The sequence below is a fragment of the Vibrio sinus genome, from assembly GCF_023634645.1.
Lineage (GTDB): Bacteria > Pseudomonadota > Gammaproteobacteria > Enterobacterales > Vibrionaceae > Vibrio > Vibrio sinus.
The window spans coordinates 20,777-47,173 of record NZ_JAMKMR010000001.1 but is presented as its reverse complement, the minus strand read 5'-3'; the positions used below and the strand labels follow the sequence as shown (position 1 = coordinate 47,173).

Sequence of the window (26,397 nt, the reverse complement as noted above, 5' to 3'; positions counted from 1 at the left end):
AAAAAGACGATTTATTAAAAGGGCTAAAAGAGTAATGAAAGATTTAGGGCGATATCACGAAATGTAGGCAAATTCACCGGTGTTAGTTGCTGAGTCCCTGTGACTGCTTATCGCTTCGAGCTTGATGATAAATAACACACTTTGTAGAATGGGCCGATACTCCATACTTGTAATGTAACTAAGAGGCGTCCGTATCATATGTCTAATTTGAGTGAGTTGATGCAACAATATGTTGATAAACATGACTTACATACTTTGGAAGGCGTGACTGAAACAGCGGTTCCCCAGATCAGCTTTTATCGCAGTAGCACTGGTAATGATCGCCAGCCTTTTACCTATCAGTCTGGGATTCTAATACTTGGGCAGGGTAAGAAAGACATCCATATCGGTGACAGTTGCGTTTCGTATGGACCTAATGATTACTTGGTTGTCGGAATGCCGTTGCCGCTAGAATGCGAAGCGTTTGCCGAAGTGAATCAGCCGCTAATGGGGTTGTCAATAAACATTGAACAAGCCACTTTACATCGTATTGTTCAGACTTTGAGTGATACTGGGTATGTCCCCAATACTCAATCGTCAATTGATGCGCTTTGTTTGGACTCGGTCCCTATGGACTGCAGCATGCTGGATACTTGTATCCGGCTTATGCAATCTCTGTGCGACGAGACCGAATCGAAAGTGCTTAGTCCACTCATTTATGAAGAGCTGGTCTATCGTGTGTTGACTAGCCAAAAGGGTCATGTTCTGTTCGATTTGGCAAAAATTGAAGGCCAATATGCGCGTATTGCCAGAGCACTTAACAAGGTCCATAGCAGTTATCAAGAAGTGCTTACAGTCCAAGATCTCGCCAGTGAAGCTAATATGAGTGTCTCCGCGTTCCATCAAGCGTTTCGTGCCGTTACATTAGAGTCTCCTTTACAATACATTAAGAAAGTAAGGCTCAATAAGGCGAAAGAGCTCATTCATTTGGAAGGGAAAAGAGTTGGAGACGCTGCTCGTTTGGTCGGCTATAACAGTTCGTCTCAGTTTAGCCGCGAATACAAACGTCATTTTGAACAAACACCTGCGTCAGCGAGATGAGTAAGGGAGCGATGCTCCCTTACTTAATTTACTCGAATTGATATCCTTCCGGTACGACAACAATCCCTTTTGGTGAAATGTGAAACTGTTTTGCATCTTCAACAGGATTAAAGCCAATCTGCGTATTGGGAGGGATAGAAACATGTTTATCAACAATGCAGTTGTACAATTGGCAGCCTTCACCCACGTCAACATCATCAAACAAAATACTATTGGCAACGGTGGATCTATCATGGATTCTAACGTTTGGCGATATGACAGAGCTTTGCACGGATCCGCCTGAATTTACCACGCCATTGGCCACGATTGAATTAATGAAAATACCTTCATTTCCCGTTGGTGAAGAGACGGTTCTCGCGGGAGGATATTGAGCTTCATACGTTCGAATTGGCCAATTAGGCTGATACAAGTTCATTGGTGATATTGGCTCTAATAAGTCCATATTCGCTTCATAGTAGGAGTCAATCGTTCCCACATCTCGCCAGTATTTATCTTTCGCGACTCGTCCTTTACTGCTGCCGAATTTATAAGCGTAAACACCTCGCTTATCAATGAGTTTGGGAATAATATCTTTGCCGAAATCGTGATCAGATGCTGCGCAATTTGCATCTTCTGCGAGCGCTTGTTTTAAGGTCTCGGTGCTAAAGATATAAATGCCCATTGAAACTAAACAGTGTGACGATGAATTCGGTAGAGTAGGAGGCTCAATAGGCTTTTCGACAAACGAACTTACTAAGCCAGTGTCGTCGACGCCCATCACACCAAACTGGCACGCTTCTTCTTTCGGTACGTCCATGCATGCAACGGTTAGATCTGCGTTGGTCTGCTTGTGTTGCTCAAGCATAGCGTCATAATCCATCCTATAAATATGATCACCAGACAAGACGATGACATGCTTTGCATCACTTCTCGATAGTAGCCAAAGGTTTTGATAAATCGCATCGGCAGTACCTTGATACCAGTTTCCCCCCTTTCTCATTTGTGGAGGAACAACAGTAATATATTCGCCTAATTCAGGGTTTAAAACGGACCAACCATCTCTAATATGTTTGTGTAAGGAATGGGATTTATATTGGGTGAGCACCAATATACGGCGTAAACCAGAGTGAAGGCAGTTCGTGAGTGTGAAGTCGATAATACGATACTTTCCGCCGAATGGAACCGCGGGCTTTGCTCTATCGTCAGTTAGTGGGCTAAGCCGAGAGCCAGCGCCGCCCGCTAACACGATAGTCAGTGTGTCAAGCATTCTAATACTCCCTGAAACAGTGCAATTAATGGATCATTAGATCAATGTTCATCAAGAATTGAGCCACAAATTTAGACAAGTGGAACCACTATAAATCAGTAACATAGCGATCATGCTATGCACACCTTGGTGCATAAGCAATAACAAGTGCACTAAAATGAGGCGTTCGCCTGTATAAGGTACAACTCCAATAGATTGAAATTAGGCTTCTTTATTGTCGATATTCGTTTTAAAAAGGCCGACGGTCGCGATAAGTGCTATCGAGCTTAAAATAAATACTGTCGTGCCTAGCGTCTCTAAGCGTGTTCCAAATAAGTGACTGACTTGTGAGGTGATCACCCCGGCACTAGTGATTTGCAAACAACCTATTAAACCTGACGCAGTGGCTGGCTGTTTATGGCAACTTCCAATTGCCCCAGAAATGGAAAGGGATAAAGATGAACCATTAGCAAGACTGACTAATACCATAGGAATCAACACGACAAGAAGCGATTGATAATGTAAACCTATAGCCAGTAGATAACTGACTCCGCCTAGAAGAAAGCAAGCTACCCCAATAACGATGATTCTATCGTAGTGCCAACAGTTAAGAAGCTTTTTCGTTACTAGGTTCGTAGCGATGATGCTCAAACTGAGTGGAAAATACAAACAGCCGATGGTGTCTTGTGAAAGACCAAGTTGCAAGAACAGATATGGAGATTGGCTGAGATAGACGAACCAAGCGCTGTATATCATGCATACGATGACCGTATATCTGAGAAACTTTGTATCCGTCACAACACATTTGAATCCAGAAAACATGGTGTGGTTGTGCTTTTTTGGTTGTGGTAACGTTTCTTTGAGCTTTGTGGCAACCATCAAGAATGTAATTGCGCCAAATAAGGCAACAAATACAAAATCAGCTTGCCAGAAAAAGTGCACAGATAGATAACCTCCTATCGCAGGAGCAAGAGCTGGAGAAAGTGAAACAACGGGATAAATGATGGCATAGACTTTGGCGGACTTAGTTGACCCACACGTATCAGCAATGAGTGTACGGCCAATGGATAAACCAGCAGCGGCGCCTATGGCCTCAACAATTCGCCAAATTAGAAAGTTATCAAACCCTTTTGATAAAGCACAACCAATCGCCCCTAAGATGTATATACCAATTCCAACCAGTAATGTTGGCTTTCGACCATATGAGTCAGCGATTGGCGCGTAGGCGAGTTGAGCAATACCTAATGCAAACAGATATATTGAGATCGTCAAGGTCATTTGTGAGCTGGGTACATTAAGACTGGTTCCCATTGTCGGCAGGGCAGGAATATAAATGTCCGATGCTAGTAATCCGAAAGTACTAAGCATGGTGACGGTTAAGATAAAAGATAGTTTAGGCATAGATGTCCTCTAATTAACGAAGGTTTTCGGTTGGGCTGGAATACTACGAGAAACGAGTTGCTGCTAAAATGCAGATGAACACTTGCCACCTATGCACTTATGCAGGATGAATGACTATGAATTGGGATGATGTACGACTTTTTCTTATCGTTAGCCAATCAGGCACATTAAGTGGTGCGGCTAAGCGCCTTCACGTTGATCAAACTACGGTTGGTCGTAGACTCACTAGCTTAGAAACAAAACTTGGTAGCACACTTTTTCTACGTACAAACGCAGGGTTAGTACTGACTGCAACCGGACAAAAGGTGATTGATATTGCAAAAGAAATGGAGCAATTGGCTTTGTCTTTTGAAAAACAAGTATCTGGAGAAGATGACTGCTTAGAGGGAGAGGTGAGGTTAACCACAACAGATACCTTAACAGAAGATTTTGTCCTTCCGGCTCTGCAGACGCTTTCAAACCGATATCCAGATATTAAGGTGATACTAAGCACCACGACTCAACAGCTGGACATAGTGCGTAGAGAAGCGGATATTGCTATTCGCACATTGAGGCCGACGCAACAAGACTTGATTGTACGCCAATTGGGTTGTTGGGAAGTAGGGTTATATGCAACGAAAGCTTACCTTGAAAAATATGGTGAACCTAGTCAAGGTGACGGATTCAAAGGGCATAATATTGCACTATATCAAAAAGGAGTGACGCAACGACAAGATGGTTATTTGGTCGGAGAGTCGAGGGAAAATGGTCGCGTCGTTGCCGAATTTAATTCGAGTGCAATGTTAACTCGTTATGTGCGCTCTGGACTTGCTATTGCAGAGTTGCCAAGTTATCACACCATTTCATGTCCCGAGTTAGTGAGAGTATGGCCAAATAAAAAACGGGCCTATCCATTTGAGGCTTGGTTAGTGCTTCATCAGGACCTCTCGCATACCGCGAGGGTGAAAGTAGTGGTCAATGAAATAGTTAAATCGTTTCAATCGATAGAGCACAAAAAAGCACCAGTTGACGGCTGGTGCTTTTAAGAAGGTTGTTGTGCCTAGCTAGCGATAGCTTTAGAGGTATCTAGTGTTTGTTCTGGCTTTCTTTTCAAGAACGCATAGCTCACACCAGTGACTACGGTGCCCACGACTATCGCGACGAGGTATAAGAAGACAGGCGTCACTGCATTTGGAATGAGTAACACAAACAGCCCACCATGTGGTGCCATTAACTTGGCACCGAACAGCATAGATAGTGCACCAGTTACTGCACCACCAATCATGTTACATGGGATAACACGGGCTGGATCTTTCGCAGCAAAAGGGATAGAGCCTTCAGTGATAAAGCACAAGCCAAGCACAAATGCTGCTTTACCTGCTTCACGCTCACTTGGGTCAAATTTATGTCTAGCAATAAAGGTTGCTAACCACATGGCGAGTGGTGGCACCATACCTGCGGCCATAATCGCGGCCATAGGCTCGTAAGTGTGTGATGCAAGCAGTCCGACACCGAATGTATAGGCGGCTTTATTAATTGGGCCACCCAAGTCAAAGCACATCATAGCGCCCAAGATGATACCTAGCAGAACAGCGTTGGCTGACCCCATGGTGTTTAGGAACGAAGTCATAGACTCCATAATGTGAGCGACAGGGCCGCCGACCACATAGATCATGAGTAACCCAGTAAATAGGGTTGCGACAAATGGAATAATCAAAATCGGCTTTAAGGCTTCCATCGATTGTGGGAGCTTCACTTTTTCAGCGATATATTTGGCCGCATAACCTGCAATGAAACCAGCAACGATACCGCCCAAGAACCCAGCGCCGATATCACTAGCAATCAAACCGCCGATTAAACCAGGAGCTAAGCCTGGGCGGTCGGCAATAGAGTAGGCAATATAACCAGCAAGCACTGGGATCATCAGTTTAAAGGCAGAGCCGCCTCCGATAGTCATCAGTGCAGCTGCGAGCGTACCTTTTTGTTCAAATGCTTTTATTCCGAACACAAAAGAAAGGGCGATAAGCAAACCACCAGCAACGACAACAGGCAGCATGTGAGATACACCTGTCATTAAGTGGGAATAAACACCTTTTTTCTCTTCTGAAACCGTGGCAGATGTGGAGCCAGAGTGGTGGTATTCTGTGGCTTGTTCAAACGCGCGATCAATTTCTTGCTTCGTTTGTTTTAACGCTGGACTCGTTTTTGTGCGGTACACGAGTTTGCCATCGAAACGGTCTAATGGGACTTCGATATCAGCGGCTATGATCACTAGATCCGCTTGCTCAATTTCTTCGGCGGTCAGTTGATTTTTCGCACCTACAGAGCCACGAGTTTCAATTTTGATTTGGTAGCCTTGGCGAGTCGCTTCTTCTTCTAGTGCTTCAGCAGCCATAAAAGTATGGGCGACACCTGTTGGGCAAGCCGTAATACCGACGATGCGTTTTTTACCAGCCGCATTGCCGTTGGAGTCACTAATGGATATCGGTTGAGTTAAAGTTTGAGCTTGTTCGGAAGCGGTTTGCAGAAACTGCTCGGGGTTGGACAAACACTCAGAAATTGACGCTTTATACACTTTTTTGCCAACAAAACGTGATTCATCAACAAGTTTGTTGGAAGCGATAACTACCAGATCAGCATTTTCTATTTGAGTGGGCGTCAGTGTTTGTATATCGGTAACTGTAGATTGGCATTCTATTGATGCATTCCACCCCAGTTTTTCGGCTGCCTTGCCTAGAACGCCAGCGGCCAATATGCTGGTAGCGGTTCCACTAGGGCAGGCGGTAATGATTGTGATGTTCATGATATCAACCTTTGTCCTTCTAACTCGATTCAACGGAAAGAGACGTTACTTGGATTTGTTTTTGTAATTGTTTGACGTTATTAATGCTTTTCACACCTACGCCAATTTGTTCAACTGCAAGCGCAGACAACGCGGTCGCAAAAGATAGAATTTGATGTTTATCTTGGTTATTCATATGGCCCCAGCAAAGTCCAGCAACGAGCGTGTCTCCCGCACCGACAGTACTGACGACCTGCATGCTAGGAGGTGTTGCTTTGAGCCAACCGCTTTCGTCATGCCATAAAACACCGTCTGCGCCTAATGAAACCACAGTATTTGGAATGTCTTTTGCTATTTCTTCGGCTGCGTGCTGTGTTAACTTTAATGAGGTAATCGGTTTCTCAACGAGATAGGAAAGCTCTTCATCATTTGGTTTAATTAGCCACGGCTTCGCCTTAAGTCCTTCTTTAAGTGCTTCTCGGCTACTGTCAAAGAAGACCTTTTTTCCCAGAGCGTTGAGCTTGTCTATCCATGTGGCGCATAATTCTGGAGAAATGCCCTGAGGTAGACTGCCTGCTAGCACAAAGTATTCGTGGCTTTGCGCTAATTCAAACAAGACAGATTCAAACTGAGAGATGTCTTCAGCGCTAACCGCTACACCGGGAAAATTAATGTCACTGACTGTGTCGGATTGTTCGACCAGCTTAACGTTGATGCGTGTTGCACCATTGACTCGAATAAACTGGTCATTGATGTTCAGAGAGTCAAACAATTGGCAAAACATTTCTTGATTGTCTCGCCCCAAAAAACCAGTAACCGTCACTTCAGCGCCAAGGTCATTCAATACTTGAGCAACATTAACACCTTTGCCTGCCGCATGGAGATTGGATTTATTCACTAAACTTACGCTACCCACGTTTAAGCTATCTAAGCTGCCTGTGAGATCGAGCGCTGGGTTTAGTGTAATAGTGACAACTTTGTTGCATTCTGCCATGGATTATTGTTCTCCTAGTCCTGAATCAATGGCAGCACCAATAGATTCGAGAGCTTGGCTCGCATCTTCACCTTGGGCGGTGAACTTGAGGCGATGCCCTCGTTTCACCCCTAGCGCTATCACCTTCATCAAACTTTTCGCGTTGACTGCGGCACTTTGAAGATCCAAATTTTCTACTTTAATATTCGATGTAAACTTCTTAGCTTCAGCGACCAGCATTGCTCCTGGCCTTGCGTGTAACCCATGTGCGTTTTTGATGGTGTAGGTTGCAACGCATTCATCTTCATTTTCGTTACTGATGTTGTCACTGCTTGAGCCATCTTCGTCTTTAGCGAACAAGGCCAAAACCCCACTTTGCGATGAGGCTAATACCTTTTGCTGTTGCTGATTCACAATGATTTGCTGAATGGTATCGAGCTGTGATTTATGAGAAAAACTGTTTACAGCAAAAGTAATGAGCCCAGCAACGGGTTGGTCTTTATAGGAAAATGCGTGTGACGTTGTCACTATGGACATGGCGGTTTTCGTCACTCCGACATCTGATGTAATCATCCATAGGCCTTTTCCGAGGTGGGTGGGCGTTTTGGACACAATATCGGCAACAAACTGATTGCCTGCAAATGTGGCATTTTTTATAAGTGCTGAACCTACAGCAGATAACTGGAGCAAGTCTTTTGCTGGGAAATCCGTTTGTATTAATGAGGCGTCAAACTCACAAGCAAGTTGTGTATTTCCATTTATGATGTCGATAATCTGCTCTGCGGTATTTGCAGACTTTAAGGCCGATTCGACACCATCTTGGGATAATACTTTAGTAAGTTGTCGTAAAATATCGAGATGCTCATCTGATTTCGCAGCAATACCAATAGCTAGATAGGTAACATTACCATTTCCCCAATTTACACCTTTCGGGTAGTGGTGGACCACGAGCCCAGTTTGCTTCACAAGCGAACGTGTATCGGTAGTACCGTGTGGAATTGCAATTCCGTTACCTAAAAATGTGGTATTTTGGCTTTCGCGGGCAAGCATGCCTTCGACGTACTTCTCATCGACATAGCCTTTCTTTGATAGATCAGCGGCAAGCGACTGAATGGCAGAACTGGCGTCATTGTGTACGTTATTTAAAGAGATAACGTTCTTAGATAATTGGAGCATAACGAGCCTCATTAATGCTAATGTTCTTTTTAACCGCGCCGGAAGAAAAGTCATGGAACTATTCAACGCTGAAACGGTTCAGCACAAATATAAAAAAATTCAGCAAAACCCATTTCCGTATGTCAGAGTATAGAAAATCTATAACCAAGTTAACATTTATATGTTTTGCTGAATCCTTTCAGCTTTGATGCTGAATCGTTTCAGTATACTATGCAATAGATCGTTGAATTAATCTTATCTTTTTTTGATCTGAGCCACAATTTGAGAGATAGCATATGACACTTGATGAAATTGCAAAGTTGGCTGGCGTATCAAAAACAACGGCAAGTTATGTCATTAATGGTAAAGCCAAGCAGTATAGAATTAGCGAAAAAACGCAACAGAACGTGATGGCTGTTGTGCATTCGAATAACTATCGCCCAAACTATGTAGCGACGTCTTTAAGAGGTGGTGCAAGCCACTCTTTTGGCTTGATCGTGCCTGATTTAGAAAACATGAGTTATGCTCGTTTATCAAAGCACCTTGAGCAAAAATCACGTGCGAAAGGATACCAAATTCTAATTGGTTGCACGGATGATGATGCTGAAATAGAAAAAAAATTAGTAGATACACTATTGAGTCGCAGCATTGACGTGTTATTTGTCGCTAGTTCTATCGAGGATGCGACCGATTTCTATAGAAGGATCCAAGACGATGGTACGCCAGTCATTGCAATTGACCGACCATTAGATGATGAGCACTTTTCGTGTGTGATAAGTGAAGATTTTGGGGGAGCCTATGAACTTACAACCTCGCTATGTGGTGACGCTGTCACTAGTATTGGACTCATCGGAGCATTACCAAAATTAAATATATCACGTGAGCGAGAAAATGGCTTTAAAGCTGCAGCCAACGATGTCGGGGTGAAACCTGTACTTGGATACGGTCAAAACTTTTATAGTGAAGACGGCAAAAAGGTTTTACAAGGTTGGATAGACTCCGGTGCGCTTCCTGATGCCATCATGACCACTTCCTATACCTTATTGGAAGGTGTACTTGATGTCCTGGTCGATAGGCCGGAACTTACCGAAAAGTTAAAATTAGCGACATTTGGCGATAACCGATTGCTTGATTTCCTTCCTTTTAAGGTTAACTCACTACCTCAGCAGTTCGATGTTATTTCAACTAAGGCACTGGAGCTGGCAATTGCAGCGACAAACAAAGCGAAAAATTTGACGCCACAAGTGGAGTTAGTCACTCGGAAATTAAAACTTAGACAGGTTTCTAAGCGATAATTAATTGTGGCGGCGTTGGTTCGGTCAAATTAGAGCATATCTTAGAATTGAAAGCGGACCGTCATTGTTAGTTGCGGTCCGTAAATACCATTGTTACGGTTTTCAGCAGAAATGGATAATTGATCAGTGGAGTGAAAGCGCACGCCTCCGTAGAACACGGATCTATCATCCAAGCGGCCAATGCGGCCAGTTGCCTCAAACTGGTCGCTGATCCAAACCCTGAGGCCGACATTCATTTCACCCTCGACTTCGCTCTCTCCTCCAGCTTCTTGAGTATATTTAATTTGGTGAATCAGAAGTTGTCCGTAGATATCAGCAAATTGGTTGAGAGGGCCATTAAAGCCAATACCACCTGCTAAATCATGATCTTTGTCAAACTGTGTTGATGCTCTTGCAATGAAGTGGGCATTGTCTGTAATTTGATTGCTGAACTCAATGCCTGAAGAATCTGGGCTGACTGCGGTTGAGAGTTCAAAGAAGTTATAGCTGAAGTTATTTGCATTGGCTGCAAGAGGAATAAAGCAGGCGGAGCTAACTACAACCCTAGCTATGACTTTCGCTTTATTAAACATCGTGACTCCGTGTCATATGAGACAAAATATTGACTTAAAAACAGAAACCTGCAAAAAATAGGCCGAGTAAAATAGATGACTTCACATAAAGTGAACTTCGTAAACCTGAATGGCTCGGTAATCGCATTGAAAAACACAATAGACGCACTTATGGTGCAAGGGACAACCTCGGATGCAGGGAAAAGCGTCGTTGTAGCAGGACTATGCCGTGTTCTGGCACGTAGAAGTGTCAAGGTCTGTCCTTTTAAACCACAAAATATGGCATTGAATAGCGCTGTGACTGCAGACGGTGGTGAAATTGGCAGGGCCCAAGCTGTTCAAGCAAAGGCATGTCGAATTGAACCAAAAGTAGACATGAATCCTGTTCTGCTTAAACCTTCAACCGACACCAGTGCGCAAGTTATTTTTCAAGGAAAGGTATACGGAAACATCGATGCCATTGGCTATCAAAGTTATAAATCTCTGGCGTTGCCCGTGGTACTAGATTCATTTCAAAAGCTTATCGCTCAATACGATACGGTTCTGATTGAAGGCGCTGGGAGCCCAGCGGAAATCAATCTGCGTGAGAATGATATTGCAAATATGGGGTTTGCCGAAGAAGCAGACGTACCCGTTGTGATAGTGGCGGATATTGACAAAGGGGGCGTGTTTGCTCATTTGTATGGCACACTTGCTTTACTTAGCGAGTCTGAGCAAGCCAGAGTTGTTGGGTTTATTATCAACAAATTTCGTGGTGACGTTGGGTTATTAAAGCCCGGACTTGAATGGTTAGAGAATAAAACGGGTAAACCGGTGCTTGGCGTTTTGCCTTATCTAGCGAACTTCTACCTTGAAGCTGAAGACGCCATAGACGCTGAGCAGCTTGCGTCGTCAGAGGTAAAGCTAAAAGTTATTGTTCCCGTATTGCCTAGAATAAGCAATCACACTGATTTTGATGTACTTCGGACAAACCCCGACATAGAACTGCGCTTTATTGGTGAGGGCGAGCGACTGTCCAATGCTGATTTGATTATTCTTCCGGGAAGTAAATCCGTACTGGATGATTTGCGTTACTTACGGCAGCAAAGCTGGGATACAGATATTTATCGTCATCTTAGGTTTGGAGGGAAAGTTATTGGTATCTGCGGCGGGTTTCAAATGCTCGGTAATACTTTATTCGATGAGTTAGGAGTCGAAGGCGAACCCGGACAATGTAAAGGTTTAGGGCTGTTGGATATCGAAACTGAGTTTACCGCAGATAAAAAACTCACCAACCAGAAGGGCACACTCAATCTTAATGGTCAAAAAGTGGATGTGTCTGGTTACGAGATTCATCTGGGTGTCAGTAATGTAAATCAACGCCAACCGATAAGATTTTGCGATGGCACTCTAGATGGGGCACTAAGTGAGTGCAATCAGGTCCTCGGGACTTATTTACACGGTATTCTGGACTCGCCTGATGCTTTAAAGTTGATATGTGAATGGGCAGGTGCTAAAGACATCGAGGTATTCGATCATGAACAAACTCAACAACATAGTATCGACAGAATTGCTGATGCCATCGAGAAACACATTGATTTAAATAAAATTTGGCCGACGGTCTTTCCCACTAACTGAGTTAATTAGAGTTAACTATGAAAAAAGTCCTTGTTATCGTATTTTCACTTTTTATTCCGTTTCTCGCTCATGCTGCGCAAAAGATACATGTGTATGCTGCCGCGTCAATGACAGATGCGGTGAACTCGCTAATTACCGCCTATAACAATGAGCATAAAATTCAAATCGTCCCTGTGTATGCTGCGTCATCATCATTGGCACGGCAAATAGAAAATGGGGCACCCGCAGACATCTATATTTCAGCGGATAGAAAGTGGGTGAACTACTTGGTCAAAACCAAAATAGTCAAAAAGCAGAACGTGTCGCTATTTGCCGCCAATAGCTTGGTGCTGGTTGAACCTAAAGGGGCAAGTATACACTTTAATACCAGAGATAAATCCAGTTGGGCTAAAGAGCTAAGCGGTCAACGACTCGCGGTTGGTGAAACGAACTCGGTGCCTGCTGGGATCTATGCGAAACAAACTCTTGAGTCATTAGGGGTGTGGAGTATAGTGGAACCTAGATTAGCGCCATCCGCCAATGTGCGCGCGGCGCTGGCGTTAGTCGAGTTAGGTGAAGTGCCACTGGGGATTGTCTACAAGACAGACGCACTAGTGTCTAAAAAAGTGAAAATAGTCAAGGAGTTCCCCGCAAAATTGCATACTCCGATCTTGTATCCACTGGTACAAATGAATCAAGATAAAACAGTAACCGACTTTGTGCATTTCTTAAAAAGCAAAGAAGCCACTGCGATACTCAAACATTATGGATTTAGCAAGCCAGTATAAATATGTACCTAACTGAATACGAATACCAAGCTGTTGTTTTAAGTTTAAAAGTTGCAAGCTACGCTGTCATATGGTTAATTCCAATTGGCGTTGCACTCGGTTGGCTTTTGTCGCGTAAAAAGTTCATTGGCAAGGGTTTTCTAGATAGTGCTATACACCTTCCTTTGGTTCTTCCCCCCGTGGTGGTTGGCTACCTCTTACTGGTTGTCATGGGGCGGAAAGGCGTGATTGGCGAATGGCTTTTAACCCATTTTAATATCGTATTCAGTTTTAATTGGAAGGGGGCTGTGTTGGCCTCCGCTGTGGTTGCACTGCCTCTTATGGTGAGATCAATACGTTTGAGTATTGATAGTGTTGATAGAAGGTTAGAGCAGGCGGCAGCAACGTTAGGCGCTTCCTCTGTAAAGGTCTTTTTTACTATAACTTTACCCTTAATTGTGCCTGGCATTATTACTGGGACCATGTTGGCCTTTGCTCGCAGTCTTGGAGAATTTGGCGCAACAATGACGTTTGTTTCGAATATTCCTGGTGAAACACAAACCATTCCGTTAGCCATGTATTCCTTCATTCAGACTCCAGGCGATGAAGCGCAAGCCGCGAGGTTGTGCGTGATATCAATTGTGATAGCGCTGGTGTCTTTGATGTTGTCAGATTGGTTTGCAAAGCGGACGCAACGTAGACTTGGGGTGCGCTAATGACTTCACTGTATATCCAATATAAACAGACACTGGGAAACACGGACTTCGACATCAGTATAACGCTGCCTTCATCAGGAATAACGGCCATTTTTGGGCGATCTGGCGCGGGTAAGACGTCACTGATCAATGCGGTTGCAGGGCTAACTAAGCCGAAAAGTGGTCGTATCTCGATTGGAAGCCACCTTTTGTTTGATTCTTCCAACGGGTTTTATTTACCTACCCATCAACGAAATATTGGCTATGTGTTCCAAGATGCTCGCTTATTTCCTCACTATAAAGTAAAGGGCAATCTTTTATATGGCGTCCGAGATTTTAACCAAGACTACTTTGGCAAAATGGTGGATATGCTCTCGTTACAGCATTTGTTGACTCGATATCCTTCGGAGTTATCTGGTGGTGAAAAACAACGGGTAGCAATTGGTAGGGCGTTGCTATCTGAACCGGACTTGCTTTTAATGGATGAACCTTTGGCATCGTTAGACATACCAAGAAAAAGGGAAGTAATGCCATTTCTAGAAAGATTGGCAGCGCAGGTGGAAATACCTATCCTATATGTCTCGCATAGTGTGCAGGAGGTATTGAGACTAGCTCATTACCTGGTCATTATCGATCAAGGTCATGTTGCGACGTCTGGACCCATTCAAAAAGTTTGGGCATCAAAAGAGATGCGCCCTTGGCTAGAAGACCAAGAGCAAAGTTCGTTATTTGTTGGCCAACTTGTAGAGCAATGTGAAACCTATCAACTTAGTAAAGTCATGTTGACGGCAGAACAATATCTATGGGTACAAAAAATCGGAAGCGCGAACAACTCTTCAGTGCGTATACAAATTCGAGCAAATGATGTGTCCATCGTCTTATCCAAACCAAAGCAAACCTCTATTCGTAATATACTTCAAGCAAAAATTTGCTCTGTTGTTAGTGGTTCTGACCACTCAACCTATCGTTTTAACGTATTGGTGAAGCTGCAATTGGGGCAAGATTGCTTTTTATGGGCTGCGGTTACCCGCTGGGCATTTGATGAGTTAAAGTTGGAAGAGGGTCAGCAAGTATTTGCACAAATTAAGGGTGTAAGTGTGACACAAAACGATATTGCTCTGAACCACTAAGGCTTATTGAGTTGATTGAGGTGGCATGGCCACCCCAAAACTATATGCTACTGTTTAGCAAACGTTTCGCGAAAATCGCGTTTTAAAATGGCATCACGCCGTGCCTTTTTTAGCTGTTTTATCATATCTTTGATACAGCTTTTTAGTACTTTATCGAGTGTGTCGGCCTTATAGTTCTCGTATTCTTCTGCAGATAACTCACTTGGCGCATCCATCGACATCAACTCTTCCAATGTATTAATACTGGCGAATGCTTGGCTAATGGTGATCAGCGCATGGAATTGCTCGAAGTTGTCCAATATATTTTGAGCGCTCTTTGGTAACGCATCCCATTCTGCTCTAACGACTTCTTCTGAAGCACTATGAATAGAAACAACCATAAGATGCATTTGCTCTGGCACATCTTCAAACTCGATTAAGTAACGTAGCTCGGGAGAAACGCTTTCTAGATCAACCTCATGTTGTTCTTCTTTATTTGAATCAGTCATTATCATGTTCCGTACACAAAAGTGTTATGCTAGGAACTTACAGTAGAATGTCAATACGATAAAACAAATAACCATGTACCGTTCTCTTCGATAGGAGAGCGTTTGGGTGAATATTATTCAATGCGTACTGCTTTTCTATATGCTATATGTTTAATAGAGTCGTTGCTAGGTAAAAAATATGAATAACACAGGTTCGTCAATGCGAATACTGTTGGTTGATGATGTTCAGCTTGACAGAATGCAACTTGCCATTCGTTTAAAACAATTGGGGCATAGTGTTGAAACCGCAGCAAGTGGGGTGGAAGCATTAGCTATTTATCCAAAATTTGAGCCAGAGTTAGTGCTGCTTGATGTTTCTATGCCAGAAATGGATGGTTTCGAAGTGTCCCAGGAAATTCGTAATCAATTTCCCGAGTGGATACCTATTATTTTCCTTAGTGGGCATGAAGAACCCGCAATGATAGCCAAAGCGATCGAGGCGGGTGGGGATGATTATCTGATCAAACCGGTAGATAAGTTGGTCCTGAACTCCAAGCTTATCGCAATGCAACGAATCGCTTTTATGCGCCGAGAGCTGAAGCGTACGTCAGCCAAGCTGTCCGAGCTCAACATTGCCCTTCAACAACAAGTCAACGAAGATGGTTTAACTAAGGTGTTTAATCGCCGCTTTATCGACACAACACTTAGAGAGATGATTGCATGGCACTCAAGGCATCAAGCGCCATTAGCAGTGATTTTGCTGGATGTCGATAATTTCAAACCGTTCAATGATAATTATGGCCATATAGAAGGTGACAAATGCCTTATCGATCTTGCTAAGATGACAAAAGAGCTCTTCAACCGGAATGGCGACTACGTTGGTCGCTATGGCGGTGAAGAGTTTGTTGTATTGTTAAGTAATTCCGATAAAGAAAATGCATTAGAGCAAGCACAACGAATTCAAAACGGGTTAGCAGAACTCTCTTATCCGCATGACTTTAATAATGGGATGGGATTTGTGACGGTGTCACAAGGTGTGTTGAGTCTAGTGCCCAGTGGTAAAGAAGAAATCGATGATGTATTTAGAACGGTGGATAATGGGCTATATCAGGCTAAGCATTCAGGTCGCAACTGTTTTTGTTTTGCAGGGTTTGAACTGACGGCAGAACTCGTAGATCAAAAAGTGCATTCGTAGCGTGGGCTTTTACGATAAATTCAATGACAAATCATCCGGTTTCGACCCTGCTCTTTGGCTATGTATAGGGCGCGATCTGCCGCTTCTAATACATCGTTTGGCGTATGGCGATTTTGGCTATCAGACAGACCAATACTTATTGTCACTTTAATGTTGCTATCGGTGCAGCCAGTGTTTATCAGTGAGCGCCGTTGCTTACACATTATTTCTTTTCTTTCGTGGCACACCATTTCGTAGTGTTCGACGGCAACTCGTAGTAGCTCCAAGTAGTCTCGCGCATCCGTAGAATATTGGCCTTTGAAAATAATGGCAAATTCTTCCCCTCCATATCGATAGACTTTTCCATCTCCAGATAGCTCTTCGAGTTTCTTCGCGATTAGCTTTAAAACGTCATCGCCTATGACATGCCCATATTGATCGTTAATCTTTTTAAAGTGATCGATGTCTAACATGGCGATGGAATAACGTTTGCCGAGATTCTTCAGGTCATTTTCCATTGCATGTCTGGCAGGAATACCGGTAAGGGGATCGTGAAAGGCCAACCTATGGCTTGTCGACACTAAACTGATGAGAAGATAAGCGCCTAGCAGTGAAAAAGATGTACAAGTTATATGTGGCGATTGAGAAAAAACGAGTGGGGTCAATGTGAACATTAGTGTGGTATAGACGATGATGTCTATTGCACGTTTTTTTCTCAATAGGAGAAATATAGAGATAATGACACAGAAGCCAATGTAGCTGACAAGTATTATCGGCAGAAGTGACAGCTCTGAAACCACAAAAAAAGTATCTTCATTTAGAAATCGGATGGAATTGGTATGAACATAATCTAAAAACAGCACGACCCAGTAGGCAACGAATACTAACGTTACTACGTATAGCGCAAAGAACTTGTTCAATAGGTCAGTATCTCTGTATGCATAGACAAAAAATACACTTAATGGCAGCAACAACGTCAATAAGGAAAGTTCTATGTGGTCTGTATTCTCTTCGCCTGGTAAATCAATATGGTATTCAAGCCACCAGTATGCGATGAGCAAAGTGATAGAAATCATTGCGATACGACTTTTTTTTAATGTGTGGGCCAAAAGTACGGCACAGAGCAGCAATACAAATGGAAGTTTGGTAAAAAAATCGTGGTGGATATTAACAAATTCTGGGATATAGGTTAGCCCAAATGAGACAGGCACAAGAATGATGATAGGCAGTAAGAAATGAAACCAAATTGTCACCTTTCTTGTTGTAAACATTATCAAAGTCGTCCAAAACTCAAATGAATCATTTTCATGACCAAACCCTATTCTTCTTGGGAGGTGATTCAACGTTAGATTAATGGTTGCTGTACAACTTTAAGCATAATTGTATTTCTCAGTTTTCCAAGTATCAATCTAGATAGCGAAATGAAGCAAACCTTAAAGTCGACGCTATAATTAGGGCAAGAGTAGGAATTAAGCGAAAGGGAGCAAGGTCTATGCAAATTAGCTTCGATGTACACAATTATATGGAAACGCTTGTCGGGCATGTTCTTGCGGACGAGGAATACACAGGAAAACTCGACCATGAACAAATTGCTGATTTGGCTTGCTTGGCCTTGAGTCAGCTTAGGCCTATTTATATACGTCACGATATCGATTTTCTTTCTGCGCTTCCAGAAGATCGCTTAGTCGTGTTGAAAGTGGCTGCGAATGACGCAGTTGAAGCCGCATTGCCTATGATCTTGGATGACCGCAGGCAACATCGTGATGACGATATACCCATTATATTTAGCCACCCTCGTGTTGATGATGATTCTGAATTAGAATGGTTTGAGAAACCACTATTGAAGCCGAAAAATAGATAAGGAGTTATTTGTGGGGTTATTTTCTCGTCTGTTTGGTTCGAGTAAGCGTGACGTGCCTGCGGCAAAGACTACAGAGCCTGTAGAGTATAAAGGTTATTTGATTTATCAAGAGTCATTGGAAGAGGGGGGCCAATATCGAATTGCAGGACGAATCACCAAAGAAATTGAAGGGGAACTTAAAACTCATCAATTTATACGTTCTGATGTTCTCTCCAGTGAGTCTGACGCTAATGAGTTTATGTTAAAGAAAGCACAAATGTTTATTGATCAAATGGGTGAAGACATCTTTTAGATCGTAGAGCATAAACAATACTTTCTAATCACGAACGATTTAATATTCTCAGAGCCAGCTTGGCTCTTTTTAATTATCACGCCGATTTATACCATCGATCCCTTTTTCAAAAGATAACATAACTTTGTACTTTAAATGCATTGAATTGTACAGGGATAGGTTGCATTTTTTTATTTATTGTACTTTTAGTTGAAAAAGTCTTGAACAAAATAAAAACGTTCGATAAAACAAAGACTCAATTGTACCAATGGTGAAGGGATAGCTATGCAAATTGGTGTGCCTAAAGAAATAATTTCTGGAGAAACGAGGGTTGCAGCATCGCCGAAATCGGTAGAGCAACTTATTAAATTAGGGTTTGAAGTAATTATTGAGGCTCAAGCAGGTGTTTTAGCCAGCTTTGATGATGATGCCTATGAGCGTGCTGGTGCGAAAATAGCGTCAGCTCAGGAAGTGTGGAACTCGGATATCATCTTTAAAGTTAATGCGCCGACGATGGGTGACAATAAAGATATCGATGAAGTGAGCTTACTCAAAGAAGGTGCAAGCCTGGTAAGTTTTATTTGGCCAGCGCAGAATGAAAGCTTGATGGAGAAACTGTCCAGCAAAAAAATCAATGTAATGGCTATGGATGCGGTGCCCCGGATATCAAGAGCTCAAGCGCTAGATGCACTTTCCTCAATGGCGAATATTGCAGGCTATCGTGCTGTGGTAGAAGCAGCACACGAGTTTGGACGATTTTTTACTGGTCAAATTACGGCAGCTGGAAAAGTACCACCTGCTAAAGTGTTAGTCGCTGGTGCTGGTGTTGCCGGGTTAGCTGCAATTGGAGCGGCTGGCAGTCTAGGAGCAATTGTTCGTTCGTTCGACGTTCGACCTGAAGTCAAAGAGCAAGTTGAATCTATGGGAGCCGAGTTTTTGCAAGTTGACTTCATGGAGGATACCGGGGCCGGTGATGGTTACGCGAAAGAAATGTCCGATGACTTCAACAAAAAAGCGGCTGAGCTTTATGCAGAGCAAGCTAAAGATGTCGATATTATTATTACCACTGCATTGATTCCTGGGAAACCCGCTCCAAAGCTGATCACAAAAGAGATGATCGACAGCATGAAACCTGGAAGCGTCATTGTCGACTTGGCAGCGTCAAATGGTGGGAACTGTGATTACACTGAGGCCGATAAAGTCGTCACAACGCCTGGGGGCGTTAAAGTGGTCGGTTATACTGACATGGTATCAAGACTGCCTACTCAATCTTCCCAGCTTTACGCCACTAATATTGTTAATCTAATGAAACTGCTGTGCAAAAACAAGGACGGCAATTTTGATATCGACTTTGATGATGTCGTGCTACGTGGCGTAACCGTGATAAAAGATGGCGACGTAACATGGCCAGCTCCCCCCATTCAAGTATCAGCTCAACCGACTGAAAACAAACCCGCACCAGTGCATCACGAAGACGCTAAACCCATGTCGGTGAAAAAGAAAGTGTCTTTGATTGCCGCGGGTGTGATTGTGTTTGGTTGGGTTGCTTCTGTGGCTCCTCCGGCTTTTTTGTCTCATTTCACGGTATTTGTGTTGGCATGCGTTGTGGGATATTACGTCGTCTGGAACGTTACGCACGCGCTTCACACGCCGCTTATGTCGGTGACGAATGCAATTTCTGGCATCATTATCGTTGGAGCTTTATTGCAAATTGGGCAAGGAAACGGATTTGTGAGCTTCCTTTCTTTTATCGCGGTGCTAATCGCCAGTATCAATATATTCGGTGGTTTTACTGTCACCAAACGCATGCTCGAAATGTTTCGTAAAGACTAATGGAAGGGAATGGAAATGTCAGTTGGATTAGTACAAGCTGCTTATGTCGTAGCAGCGCTCTTTTTTATTCTTAGTTTGGCCGGACTCTCCAAGCAAGAGTCGGCGCGAGCAGGAAACTACTATGGCATCACAGGTATGGCTGTGGCCTTGATAGCGACTATCTTTAGCCCATCGACCAGCGCAGTAACCTGGATCATTTTAGCTATGATCATCGGAGCTTGTATCGGCATCTACTACGCGAAAAAAGTAGAAATGACTGAAATGCCTGAGCTGGTTGCAATGTTACACAGCTTTGTCGGCGCCGCGGCGGTATTGGTGGGTTACAACAGCTACTTACATGCACCAGTGATGACACCTGTCGAACATACCATTCATCTTGTCGAAATCTTTTTAGGTATATTTATTGGTGCCGTTACGCTAACCGGATCTGTGGTCGCGTTTGCCAAGCTGCGTGGGCTCGTGCCATCGAAGCCGATGAATATTCCTCATAAGCACAAGTGGAATCTTGCTGCGGTTGTGGTTTCAGTCCTGCTTTTGATTCGATTTGTTGATGTTGGCGGGAGTGTTTCTGCGCTGTTGGTCATGACCATTATCGCATTGGTGTTTGGTTATCATTTGGTGGCTTCAATTGGCGGTGCTGATATGCCAGTTGTGGTTTCTATGCTTAACTCATACTCTGGTTGGGCGGCTGCGGCAGCTGGCTTTATGTTAGCGAATGACTTGTTGATCGTGACTGGTGCTTTAGTCGGTTCTTCCGGTGCGATTCTATCTTACATCATGTGTAAGGCGATGAACCGTTCATTTGTCAGTGTGATTGCTGGTGGATTTGGTCAAGAGGTGTCACTTGACTCTGATGAGGAAGTGGGGGAATACCGCGAAACCAACGCTGAAGATGTCGCGGATATGCTGAAGACATCTAAATCAGTGGTTATCACTCCAGGGTATGGAATGGCGGTTGCTCAAGCACAGTACCCAGTTCATGAAATCACTGAGAAACTACGCAATCAAGGTATTGATGTTAGGTTTGGTATCCATCCAGTTGCGGGTCGACTGCCAGGTCACATGAACGTGTTACTTGCAGAAGCTAAAGTACCTTATGATGTCGTCTTAGAAATGGATGAGATTAATGATGACTTCACTGAAACAGATACGGTACTTGTCATTGGAGCCAATGATACCGTTAATCCTGCGGCACAAGAAGACCCAACCAGTCCTATTGCTGGCATGCCTGTTTTAGAGGTATGGAATGCACATAATGTCATTGTGTTTAAGCGTTCGATGAACACCGGTTATGCTGGCGTACAAAATCCATTGTTCTTTAAAGACAATACACATATGTTGTTTGGAGATGCGAAAGATAGTGTTGACGCAATAGCGAAAGCGCTTTAGTTGTACGTTAAGTTCAAACTTTTTTTACAAACATAGGGCGACATCCATCGCCCTATGTTTGTATAACAGAAGGGTATACAATTCTATGTAGTAAGGTTGTTGAGCCATTATTACCTACGCTAATATTTACCGTAACATCACATTTGTTGTCAGTGTTTATTGAATAATACGTCGGATTTTAAGGCTCGAAGAAAATGATAGGGACTCGAACCATACACTATGACTTTGACTTGTAGATTTTTCAGTGATTAAGACCATATTTCACTTTTTGTTTGTCACTTTGGCAGTTTCTTCTTTGCAGGTCAGGGCGGAATCACTTCCGGAGCGGATCGACAACTTTGTTGATCTCTTTAATCCGGCTAAAGCAACGGTGTCTTATGATATCAGGGCAATTCAAACCGATTACCCCACTAAGCTTCTGGAACCGAGCTCCATGCTGCCTCAAACGTCATCCTATCCTATTCGTGACATACAAAAGCTTTATCAGTTAGCCAAAAGCTGCACCGGTAAGTTGCCGTTAAGCCCTCTCATCACCGAGCCGTTAGTCTTTACTAAAGCCATGTGCAATGGTAGACCACTGCGTTTAGGTTGGTTTGCGAGAAGTGGGCTCATCCATCCTGGAGGCGGCACATACGCCTATCGTTATTCCTTGGTGCATCCTTCAGAAGAGAAGGAACTTGAACAATATATGCACATTAAAGAGCGACCAAGAGCGCCAGCGAATACATTGCTAGGTAGGCTACAGCGTATGCCGCCAGATGCGATTGATGCCTTGATTTCTGGGGCGAGCATGTTTATCGGAAATAACTATCTTTGGTTAAGGCAAAATGATAGCTATCACCTCTATCCAGAAAACATCTGGAAAACCAACGTTGATAAGTCTGGGCTGAGTTATAAATTATATAGTCAATCGAACGCTTGTTTCGTGCAAAGAGGAAATATTTGTTGGAATGTGAAAGATCATTCGGCACTTTTACGCACAAGTATGGTCGTATTAGCGGTTGCAAATATTTTACTTGTGCTGGGTTGGGCATTATATCGTTGGAATACCAAGCGACAGGAAATGCAAAGTCGAATGTTGGTTTTGCAAATATTAACCCATGAACTGCGTACACCCATTGCGAGTTTATCGTTAACCGTAGAAGGGTTTCGGCGGGAATTTGAACGCTTGCCTGAAACCGTATACGATGAATTCCGTAGATTGTGTGAAGATTCGAGGCGATTACGCCAATTGGCAGAGGCAAGTAAAGATTATTTACAGTCCGATAACAAACCCCTGTCGACAGAATGGGTACCCTCTGTAAAAGAGTGGTTACAATTTAAAGTAGAAGAATTGAATCAGGAGGTTCAGTTTAAGATAGATAAGGATATCGCCGCGAAATTAAATGTTTATTGGTTGGGCACTTGTATCGATAATTTAATTAACAATGCTTTAAAATATGGTGTATCGCCTGTGTGCTTACAAGTTGCCACTAGCCAAAACATGATAGTAATAAAAGTCATAGACCAAGGACAACTGACTCAAAAAGACTGGCACGAATTACGTAAGCCATTTGTCAGTAAGAGTGGACTTGGTTTAGGCTTGACAATAGTAGAATCGATGGTCGGCCGAATGGGAGGAAAAATGACTCTCGCTGGACCACCAACAACATTTATATTGGAGATACCCTGTGAAACAGACGTTGCTACTTGTTGAAGATGATAAAAACTTGGCAGATGGGCTTTTAGTAAGCTTAGAACAAGCGGGATATGAATGTTTCCACTCAGAGACAATCGCCGATGTTCAACAATATTGGGACAAAGCCGATCTTGTGATACTTGATCGCCAGCTACCAGATGGTGATTCAGTTCAGCATCTACCAGATTGGAAAAAGATTAAAAATGTACCTGTCATTTTGCTAACAGCGTTAGTAACAGTAAAAGACAAAGTGACCGGGTTAGATGCTGGAGCGAATGACTACCTAACCAAACCCTTTGCAGAAGCAGAATTGTTTGCCCGCGTAAGAGCGCAGCTACGTTTACCAGAAAGTGATATTCAAGACGACACTAAAGTAAAAACCGATAACTTGCTCATTGATAAAGCGACGCGTGAAGTATTTTATAACGACGAATCTATTACTTTGACTCGTACAGAATTTGATTTGTTACTGTTTTTAGCCAGCAACCTTGGACGTGTATTCACGCGTGACGAGTTATTGGATCATGTTTGGGGCTACAACCATTTCCCAACAACACGTACGGTTGATACCCACGTGCTTCAACTGCGCCAAAAACTACCTGGTTTAGAGATCGAAACCTTGCGTGGCGTCGGGTACAAGATGAAAGCATAATGCGACCAACGCTCATTCTCTTACTTGGTGCACTACTTAGTGCGCCAAGCTACGCAAATAGTGTCGAGTGGTTTGAACAAAATACACCACTCACCCAAGCGCATCAGCATTTGCTCAATAACAATTTGCCAGCGATGTTTACGTCTTTGGTTGAGCTGTGGCAAATGGATGAAAGTAAAACACTGGGCACACATCTAAACGCCTTGTTCATGCAATCTTTAGAGCTGGATTGTGGTAAAGGCCTGATGACAAGTTCATTTCCCCAGTGGATTAAGTCTGTGGTGGTTGAACGCGCTGATGTGCAAAGTCCTGGAAGGGACGCTTACCGCGCGGTTGTGGAAGTGACCTCAACTAAGCGTTTAGACAAAGTGTCCCTTAAAAAGTGGGTGAGTAAAACCATATCGGCTGATGATGCAATGACCAGTAGCCAAGTAAAGGACGGTGATAGTGTCGATTATGTGTATACGATGCGATACAACCTAAATAACTGGGTTCCAGAAGGTCTATATCGGATTGATATCACAGCAGAAAACCAAGATTCTTGGAGCTCTTGGCTTATTTTTGGTAAACCTAAGGCGAAGCAAACGGTTCGTTGGGTCTCCAAAGATCATTGGGTGATCGAAAAAAATGCTTTGTTGAATCGATTTTGCCCGTTACCTAAGCTAGATGTTTCTGTCTTTAGTTACAAAGACGGCAAATATGAGCAGCTCTGGAATGAGAGCTATGACTCGGATTACCCTAAGTCGTTACCGGATAAAAGCTTGCCTCCAGGCCGATACGTACTAGCTGTTTCAATGACTCATCAGAGGTGGCAGGGATCAATAATTGTTGAACAAACGCAAACAATTAGCAAAACATATGATGTTTCTCTAGATGAATAATTAAAGTTAATATTAAATAGAACGATATAAACATTAAGGGAATAAAGTTTATATCGCTATGAAAAAATTCATCAAAATATGTACGTTGTCCGCAGGTGTATATGCCTGTTCGGCATATTCTGCTGGCGATGCGATTGAAGCTCGCGGCGATTCAATGGGGGGCGTTGGTGTTGTTTCTGCTAACTTTCTCACGGCTCCATTCTATAACCCCGCAATAACCGCCATCTACCGTCGAAACGACGACGCCGGAATGATACTGCCTAGTGCAGGGCTTATCTATAACGACGAATTCAATATGGTCGATGAGCTCAAAACAGCTGCTGACTTAATTAAAGAAGCGAAAGGTGGGGATTACTCCAACATTAGCCAGCTTCAGACTACTCTTAATGCTCTCACTGGTGACAACGCGAAAGCAGAGTTAGGTGGAGTGGTCGCTTTTGCCATTCCTAACCAATATATCGCGCTCAATGTGTTTGGCAACGCCTACGCAGAAACATTTGCTGAAGCAGATATCTATAACGGTGCTAATACGGGGAATTCAGATACAAATACGGCTGTGAATGCGGAACTCAGTGCTGTGAATGCGGTGTCCGTTGCAGTTACAGAGGTTGGGATATCGCTGGCAAAATATCAAACTTTCTTGGGGCAACATTTATCATTTGGTGTGACACCGAAAATTCAACGCATCTATACCTACGTTTACTCAGCGAATATTGAAAGTTATGACATCAAAGACGTCGCCAAAAACAGCAATGGCGATACCATGTTCAATATGGATGCTGGTATGCTGTGGTTCCGTGGTCCGCTGCGCTTTGGGGTCGCGGCAATGAATTTAGTGTCGAGAGATATTGCTACTGAAACAATCACCCAAACGTTGACGAGTAGCATAGACGGTACACAAAGCCGCACATTAAATCTCAGTTATAGCTATGAAATGAGGCCACTTTATACGGTTGGTTTGGGGCTTGTAGGTGATTTTGCGTCCATTAGTGTTGATTATGACTTAAACGAGCAAGAGCGATTTACAAACTTTTCTGACAATACTCAAATGTTACGTGTCGGTGGCGAGTTAGACATAATGCGCCAATTGAAGCTTCGTGCTGGTTACAACAAAAACTTAGCTTATAGTAATGCAGATGATACTTATACAGCGGGTCTTGGTATCGATTTTCTTAACATTGTTGAATTTGACCTAGGCGTGACGTATACCAACGAAAACGCGATGGGAGCATTCGTTAATTTCCTTGCCACCTATTAGGGCTATACCCAAATTATCGGCTTAGTCTGATTCCAGCATCTTTAGCTAACTTGGTAATAGACCTTTTCGAGATTAACGATTTGGGCTATAGTTCGCCTCTAGGTTATTGAGGTGAATATGTTTGAAGATTTAAGTTTAACTCACGAAGAACAGCAAAAAGCGGTAGAAAAAATTCAAGAATTAATGGCTCAGGGCATCAGTACTGCAGAGGCCATTAAAATCATTGCACAGAAAATTAGAGAAGAGCGAACAGAGTAACGCTGTCTTGCTATCTTGCTGTAACTCGGTCCCGATATCGCTCGGA

25 protein-coding genes are annotated in these 26,397 nt (G+C 43.3%); 17 read left to right on the top strand and 8 right to left on the bottom strand.

Annotated elements, in window-relative coordinates:
* Positions 1-198 precede the first annotated feature (198 nt).
* Positions 199-1,080: an AraC family transcriptional regulator gene (locus tag M9194_RS00215; RefSeq protein ID WP_250610146.1), complete on the top strand. Its 882-nt coding sequence runs from the start codon at positions 199-201 to the stop codon at positions 1,078-1,080.
* A gap of 28 nt (positions 1,081-1,108) precedes the next feature.
* Here M9194_RS00215 and glgC read toward each other — a convergent pair whose 3' ends face one another.
* A complete protein-coding gene (gene glgC / locus M9194_RS00210; RefSeq protein WP_250610145.1) occupies positions 1,109-2,326 on the bottom strand; it encodes a glucose-1-phosphate adenylyltransferase in 1,218 nt (405 codons plus the stop codon).
* Positions 2,327-2,527: 201 nt separating this feature from the next.
* Positions 2,528-3,706, bottom strand: coding sequence for a multidrug effflux MFS transporter (locus tag M9194_RS00205; protein ID WP_250610143.1), 1,179 nt, complete (start codon positions 3,704-3,706; stop codon positions 2,528-2,530).
* Between the two features lie 116 nt (positions 3,707-3,822).
* Here M9194_RS00205 and M9194_RS00200 point away from each other — a divergent pair, with 116 nt between their 5' ends.
* Positions 3,823-4,731, top strand: coding sequence for a LysR family transcriptional regulator (locus M9194_RS00200; RefSeq protein ID WP_250610141.1), 909 nt, complete (start codon positions 3,823-3,825; stop codon positions 4,729-4,731).
* Positions 4,732-4,745: 14 nt separating this feature from the next.
* Here M9194_RS00200 and fruA read toward each other — a convergent pair whose 3' ends face one another.
* From fruA to fruB, 3 genes are read right to left on the bottom strand one after another with little or no spacing between them, the layout of a single operon-like run.
* Positions 4,746-6,488 (bottom strand): PTS fructose transporter subunit IIBC, encoded by a 1,743-nt coding sequence (gene fruA, locus M9194_RS00195; RefSeq protein WP_250610139.1) that lies wholly within the window; start codon positions 6,486-6,488, stop codon positions 4,746-4,748.
* A gap of 19 nt (positions 6,489-6,507) precedes the next feature.
* Positions 6,508-7,461, bottom strand: coding sequence for a 1-phosphofructokinase (pfkB, locus tag M9194_RS00190; protein ID WP_250610137.1), 954 nt, complete (start codon positions 7,459-7,461; stop codon positions 6,508-6,510).
* A 3-nt stretch (positions 7,462-7,464) separates the two neighbouring features.
* Positions 7,465-8,616, bottom strand: a complete 1,152-nt coding sequence (fruB, locus tag M9194_RS00185; protein WP_250610135.1) for a fused PTS fructose transporter subunit IIA/HPr protein — start codon at positions 8,614-8,616, stop codon at positions 7,465-7,467.
* A gap of 275 nt (positions 8,617-8,891) precedes the next feature.
* Here fruB and cra point away from each other — a divergent pair, with 275 nt between their 5' ends.
* Complete coding sequence (cra, locus tag M9194_RS00180; protein WP_250610133.1) at positions 8,892-9,890, top strand: catabolite repressor/activator; 999 nt, start codon at positions 8,892-8,894, stop codon at positions 9,888-9,890.
* A gap of 41 nt (positions 9,891-9,931) precedes the next feature.
* Here the strand turns inward: cra and M9194_RS00175 are convergent, their stop codons facing one another.
* Positions 9,932-10,462 carry a hypothetical protein gene (locus tag M9194_RS00175; protein ID WP_250610131.1) on the bottom strand — a complete coding sequence of 177 codons (531 nt, stop codon included), beginning with the start codon at positions 10,460-10,462 and terminating at the stop codon, positions 9,932-9,934.
* A 126-nt stretch (positions 10,463-10,588) separates the two neighbouring features.
* Here M9194_RS00175 and M9194_RS00170 point away from each other — a divergent pair, with 126 nt between their 5' ends.
* The 4 genes from M9194_RS00170 to modC are packed head-to-tail and all read left to right on the top strand — an operon-like array spanning position 10,589 to position 14,629.
* Complete coding sequence (locus M9194_RS00170) at positions 10,589-12,058, top strand: cobyric acid synthase (protein WP_431769385.1); 1,470 nt, start codon at positions 10,589-10,591, stop codon at positions 12,056-12,058.
* 17 nt (positions 12,059-12,075) lie between these two features.
* A complete protein-coding gene (gene modA / locus M9194_RS00165; protein WP_250610129.1) occupies positions 12,076-12,825 on the top strand; it encodes a molybdate ABC transporter substrate-binding protein in 750 nt (249 codons plus the stop codon).
* A gap of 2 nt (positions 12,826-12,827) precedes the next feature.
* A complete protein-coding gene (gene modB / locus M9194_RS00160) occupies positions 12,828-13,520 on the top strand; it encodes a molybdate ABC transporter permease subunit (RefSeq protein WP_250610127.1) in 693 nt (230 codons plus the stop codon).
* Positions 13,520-14,629 carry a molybdenum ABC transporter ATP-binding protein ModC gene (gene modC / locus M9194_RS00155; protein ID WP_250610125.1) on the top strand — a complete coding sequence of 370 codons (1,110 nt, stop codon included), beginning with the start codon at positions 13,520-13,522 and terminating at the stop codon, positions 14,627-14,629. The genes modB and modC overlap by 1 nt, the downstream gene beginning before the upstream one ends.
* 47 nt (positions 14,630-14,676) lie before the next feature.
* Here modC and M9194_RS00150 read toward each other — a convergent pair whose 3' ends face one another.
* Positions 14,677-15,117 carry a DUF3069 domain-containing protein gene (locus tag M9194_RS00150; RefSeq protein WP_250610123.1) on the bottom strand — a complete coding sequence of 147 codons (441 nt, stop codon included), beginning with the start codon at positions 15,115-15,117 and terminating at the stop codon, positions 14,677-14,679.
* A 178-nt stretch (positions 15,118-15,295) separates the two neighbouring features.
* Here M9194_RS00150 and M9194_RS00145 point away from each other — a divergent pair, with 178 nt between their 5' ends.
* On the top strand, positions 15,296-16,291 hold the full coding sequence (locus M9194_RS00145) for a GGDEF domain-containing response regulator (RefSeq protein WP_250610122.1): 996 nt from the start codon (positions 15,296-15,298) through the stop codon (positions 16,289-16,291).
* Between the two features lie 20 nt (positions 16,292-16,311).
* Here the strand turns inward: M9194_RS00145 and M9194_RS00140 are convergent, their stop codons facing one another.
* Positions 16,312-17,541, bottom strand: coding sequence for a GGDEF domain-containing protein (locus tag M9194_RS00140; RefSeq protein WP_250610121.1), 1,230 nt, complete (start codon positions 17,539-17,541; stop codon positions 16,312-16,314).
* Between the two features lie 221 nt (positions 17,542-17,762).
* Between M9194_RS00140 and M9194_RS00135 the strand changes: the two genes are divergently transcribed.
* From M9194_RS00135 to M9194_RS00095, 9 genes are all read left to right on the top strand, one after another.
* Positions 17,763-18,131, top strand: coding sequence for a late competence development ComFB family protein (locus M9194_RS00135; protein WP_250610120.1), 369 nt, complete (start codon positions 17,763-17,765; stop codon positions 18,129-18,131).
* Positions 18,132-18,141: 10 nt separating this feature from the next.
* Positions 18,142-18,423, top strand: coding sequence for an HlyU family transcriptional regulator (locus M9194_RS00130; RefSeq protein WP_250610119.1), 282 nt, complete (start codon positions 18,142-18,144; stop codon positions 18,421-18,423).
* Between the two features lie 264 nt (positions 18,424-18,687).
* A complete protein-coding gene (locus tag M9194_RS00125) occupies positions 18,688-20,235 on the top strand; it encodes a Re/Si-specific NAD(P)(+) transhydrogenase subunit alpha (protein ID WP_250610118.1) in 1,548 nt (515 codons plus the stop codon).
* Between the two features lie 15 nt (positions 20,236-20,250).
* Positions 20,251-21,624: a Re/Si-specific NAD(P)(+) transhydrogenase subunit beta gene (gene pntB / locus M9194_RS00120; RefSeq protein WP_250610117.1), complete on the top strand. Its 1,374-nt coding sequence runs from the start codon at positions 20,251-20,253 to the stop codon at positions 21,622-21,624.
* Positions 21,625-21,868: 244 nt separating this feature from the next.
* On the top strand, positions 21,869-23,320 hold the full coding sequence (gene vxrA / locus M9194_RS00115; RefSeq protein WP_431769381.1) for a sensor histidine kinase VxrA: 1,452 nt from the start codon (positions 21,869-21,871) through the stop codon (positions 23,318-23,320).
* A complete protein-coding gene (vxrB, locus tag M9194_RS00110; protein ID WP_250610115.1) occupies positions 23,295-23,954 on the top strand; it encodes a response regulator transcription factor VxrB in 660 nt (219 codons plus the stop codon). The genes vxrA and vxrB overlap by 26 nt, the downstream gene beginning before the upstream one ends.
* Positions 23,954-24,835 carry a DUF2861 family protein gene (locus tag M9194_RS00105; protein WP_250610113.1) on the top strand — a complete coding sequence of 294 codons (882 nt, stop codon included), beginning with the start codon at positions 23,954-23,956 and terminating at the stop codon, positions 24,833-24,835. The genes vxrB and M9194_RS00105 overlap by 1 nt, the downstream gene beginning before the upstream one ends.
* Before the next feature lie 58 nt (positions 24,836-24,893).
* Positions 24,894-26,093: a conjugal transfer protein TraF gene (locus M9194_RS00100; RefSeq protein WP_250610111.1), complete on the top strand. Its 1,200-nt coding sequence runs from the start codon at positions 24,894-24,896 to the stop codon at positions 26,091-26,093.
* 117 nt (positions 26,094-26,210) lie between these two features.
* Positions 26,211-26,351, top strand: coding sequence for a YoaH family protein (locus M9194_RS00095; RefSeq protein ID WP_250610110.1), 141 nt, complete (start codon positions 26,211-26,213; stop codon positions 26,349-26,351).
* Positions 26,352-26,397 lie beyond the last annotated feature (46 nt).

Excerpts from the sequence above, each read along its gene's own strand:
- modA (WP_250610129.1), top strand. The coding sequence starts at position 12,076 with ATGAAAAAAGTCCTTGTTATCGTATTTTCACTTTTTATTCCGTTTCTC.
- M9194_RS00135 (WP_250610120.1), top strand. The coding sequence starts at position 17,763 with ATGCAAATTAGCTTCGATGTACACAATTATATGGAAACGCTTGTCGGG.
- pfkB (WP_250610137.1), bottom strand. The coding sequence starts at position 7,461 with ATGGCAGAATGCAACAAAGTTGTCACTATTACACTAAACCCAGCGCTC.
- modB (WP_250610127.1), top strand. The coding sequence starts at position 12,828 with ATGTACCTAACTGAATACGAATACCAAGCTGTTGTTTTAAGTTTAAAA.
- fruB (WP_250610135.1), bottom strand. The coding sequence starts at position 8,616 with ATGCTCCAATTATCTAAGAACGTTATCTCTTTAAATAACGTACACAAT.
- M9194_RS00095 (WP_250610110.1), top strand. The coding sequence starts at position 26,211 with ATGTTTGAAGATTTAAGTTTAACTCACGAAGAACAGCAAAAAGCGGTA.
- M9194_RS00145 (WP_250610122.1), top strand. The coding sequence starts at position 15,296 with ATGAATAACACAGGTTCGTCAATGCGAATACTGTTGGTTGATGATGTT.
- pntB (WP_250610117.1), top strand. The coding sequence starts at position 20,251 with ATGTCAGTTGGATTAGTACAAGCTGCTTATGTCGTAGCAGCGCTCTTT.
- M9194_RS00175 (WP_250610131.1), bottom strand. The coding sequence starts at position 10,462 with ATGTTTAATAAAGCGAAAGTCATAGCTAGGGTTGTAGTTAGCTCCGCC.
- M9194_RS00140 (WP_250610121.1), bottom strand. The coding sequence starts at position 17,541 with ATGTTTACAACAAGAAAGGTGACAATTTGGTTTCATTTCTTACTGCCT.
- fruA (WP_250610139.1), bottom strand. The coding sequence starts at position 6,488 with ATGAACATCACAATCATTACCGCCTGCCCTAGTGGAACCGCTACCAGC.
- M9194_RS00200 (WP_250610141.1), top strand. The coding sequence starts at position 3,823 with ATGAATTGGGATGATGTACGACTTTTTCTTATCGTTAGCCAATCAGGC.
- modC (WP_250610125.1), top strand. The coding sequence starts at position 13,520 with ATGACTTCACTGTATATCCAATATAAACAGACACTGGGAAACACGGAC.
- M9194_RS00205 (WP_250610143.1), bottom strand. The coding sequence starts at position 3,706 with ATGCCTAAACTATCTTTTATCTTAACCGTCACCATGCTTAGTACTTTC.
- M9194_RS00215 (WP_250610146.1), top strand. The coding sequence starts at position 199 with ATGTCTAATTTGAGTGAGTTGATGCAACAATATGTTGATAAACATGAC.
- glgC (WP_250610145.1), bottom strand. The coding sequence starts at position 2,326 with ATGCTTGACACACTGACTATCGTGTTAGCGGGCGGCGCTGGCTCTCGG.
- cra (WP_250610133.1), top strand. The coding sequence starts at position 8,892 with ATGACACTTGATGAAATTGCAAAGTTGGCTGGCGTATCAAAAACAACG.
- M9194_RS00125 (WP_250610118.1), top strand. The coding sequence starts at position 18,688 with ATGCAAATTGGTGTGCCTAAAGAAATAATTTCTGGAGAAACGAGGGTT.
- M9194_RS00105 (WP_250610113.1), top strand. The coding sequence starts at position 23,954 with ATGCGACCAACGCTCATTCTCTTACTTGGTGCACTACTTAGTGCGCCA.
- M9194_RS00100 (WP_250610111.1), top strand. The coding sequence starts at position 24,894 with ATGAAAAAATTCATCAAAATATGTACGTTGTCCGCAGGTGTATATGCC.
- M9194_RS00150 (WP_250610123.1), bottom strand. The coding sequence starts at position 15,117 with ATGACTGATTCAAATAAAGAAGAACAACATGAGGTTGATCTAGAAAGC.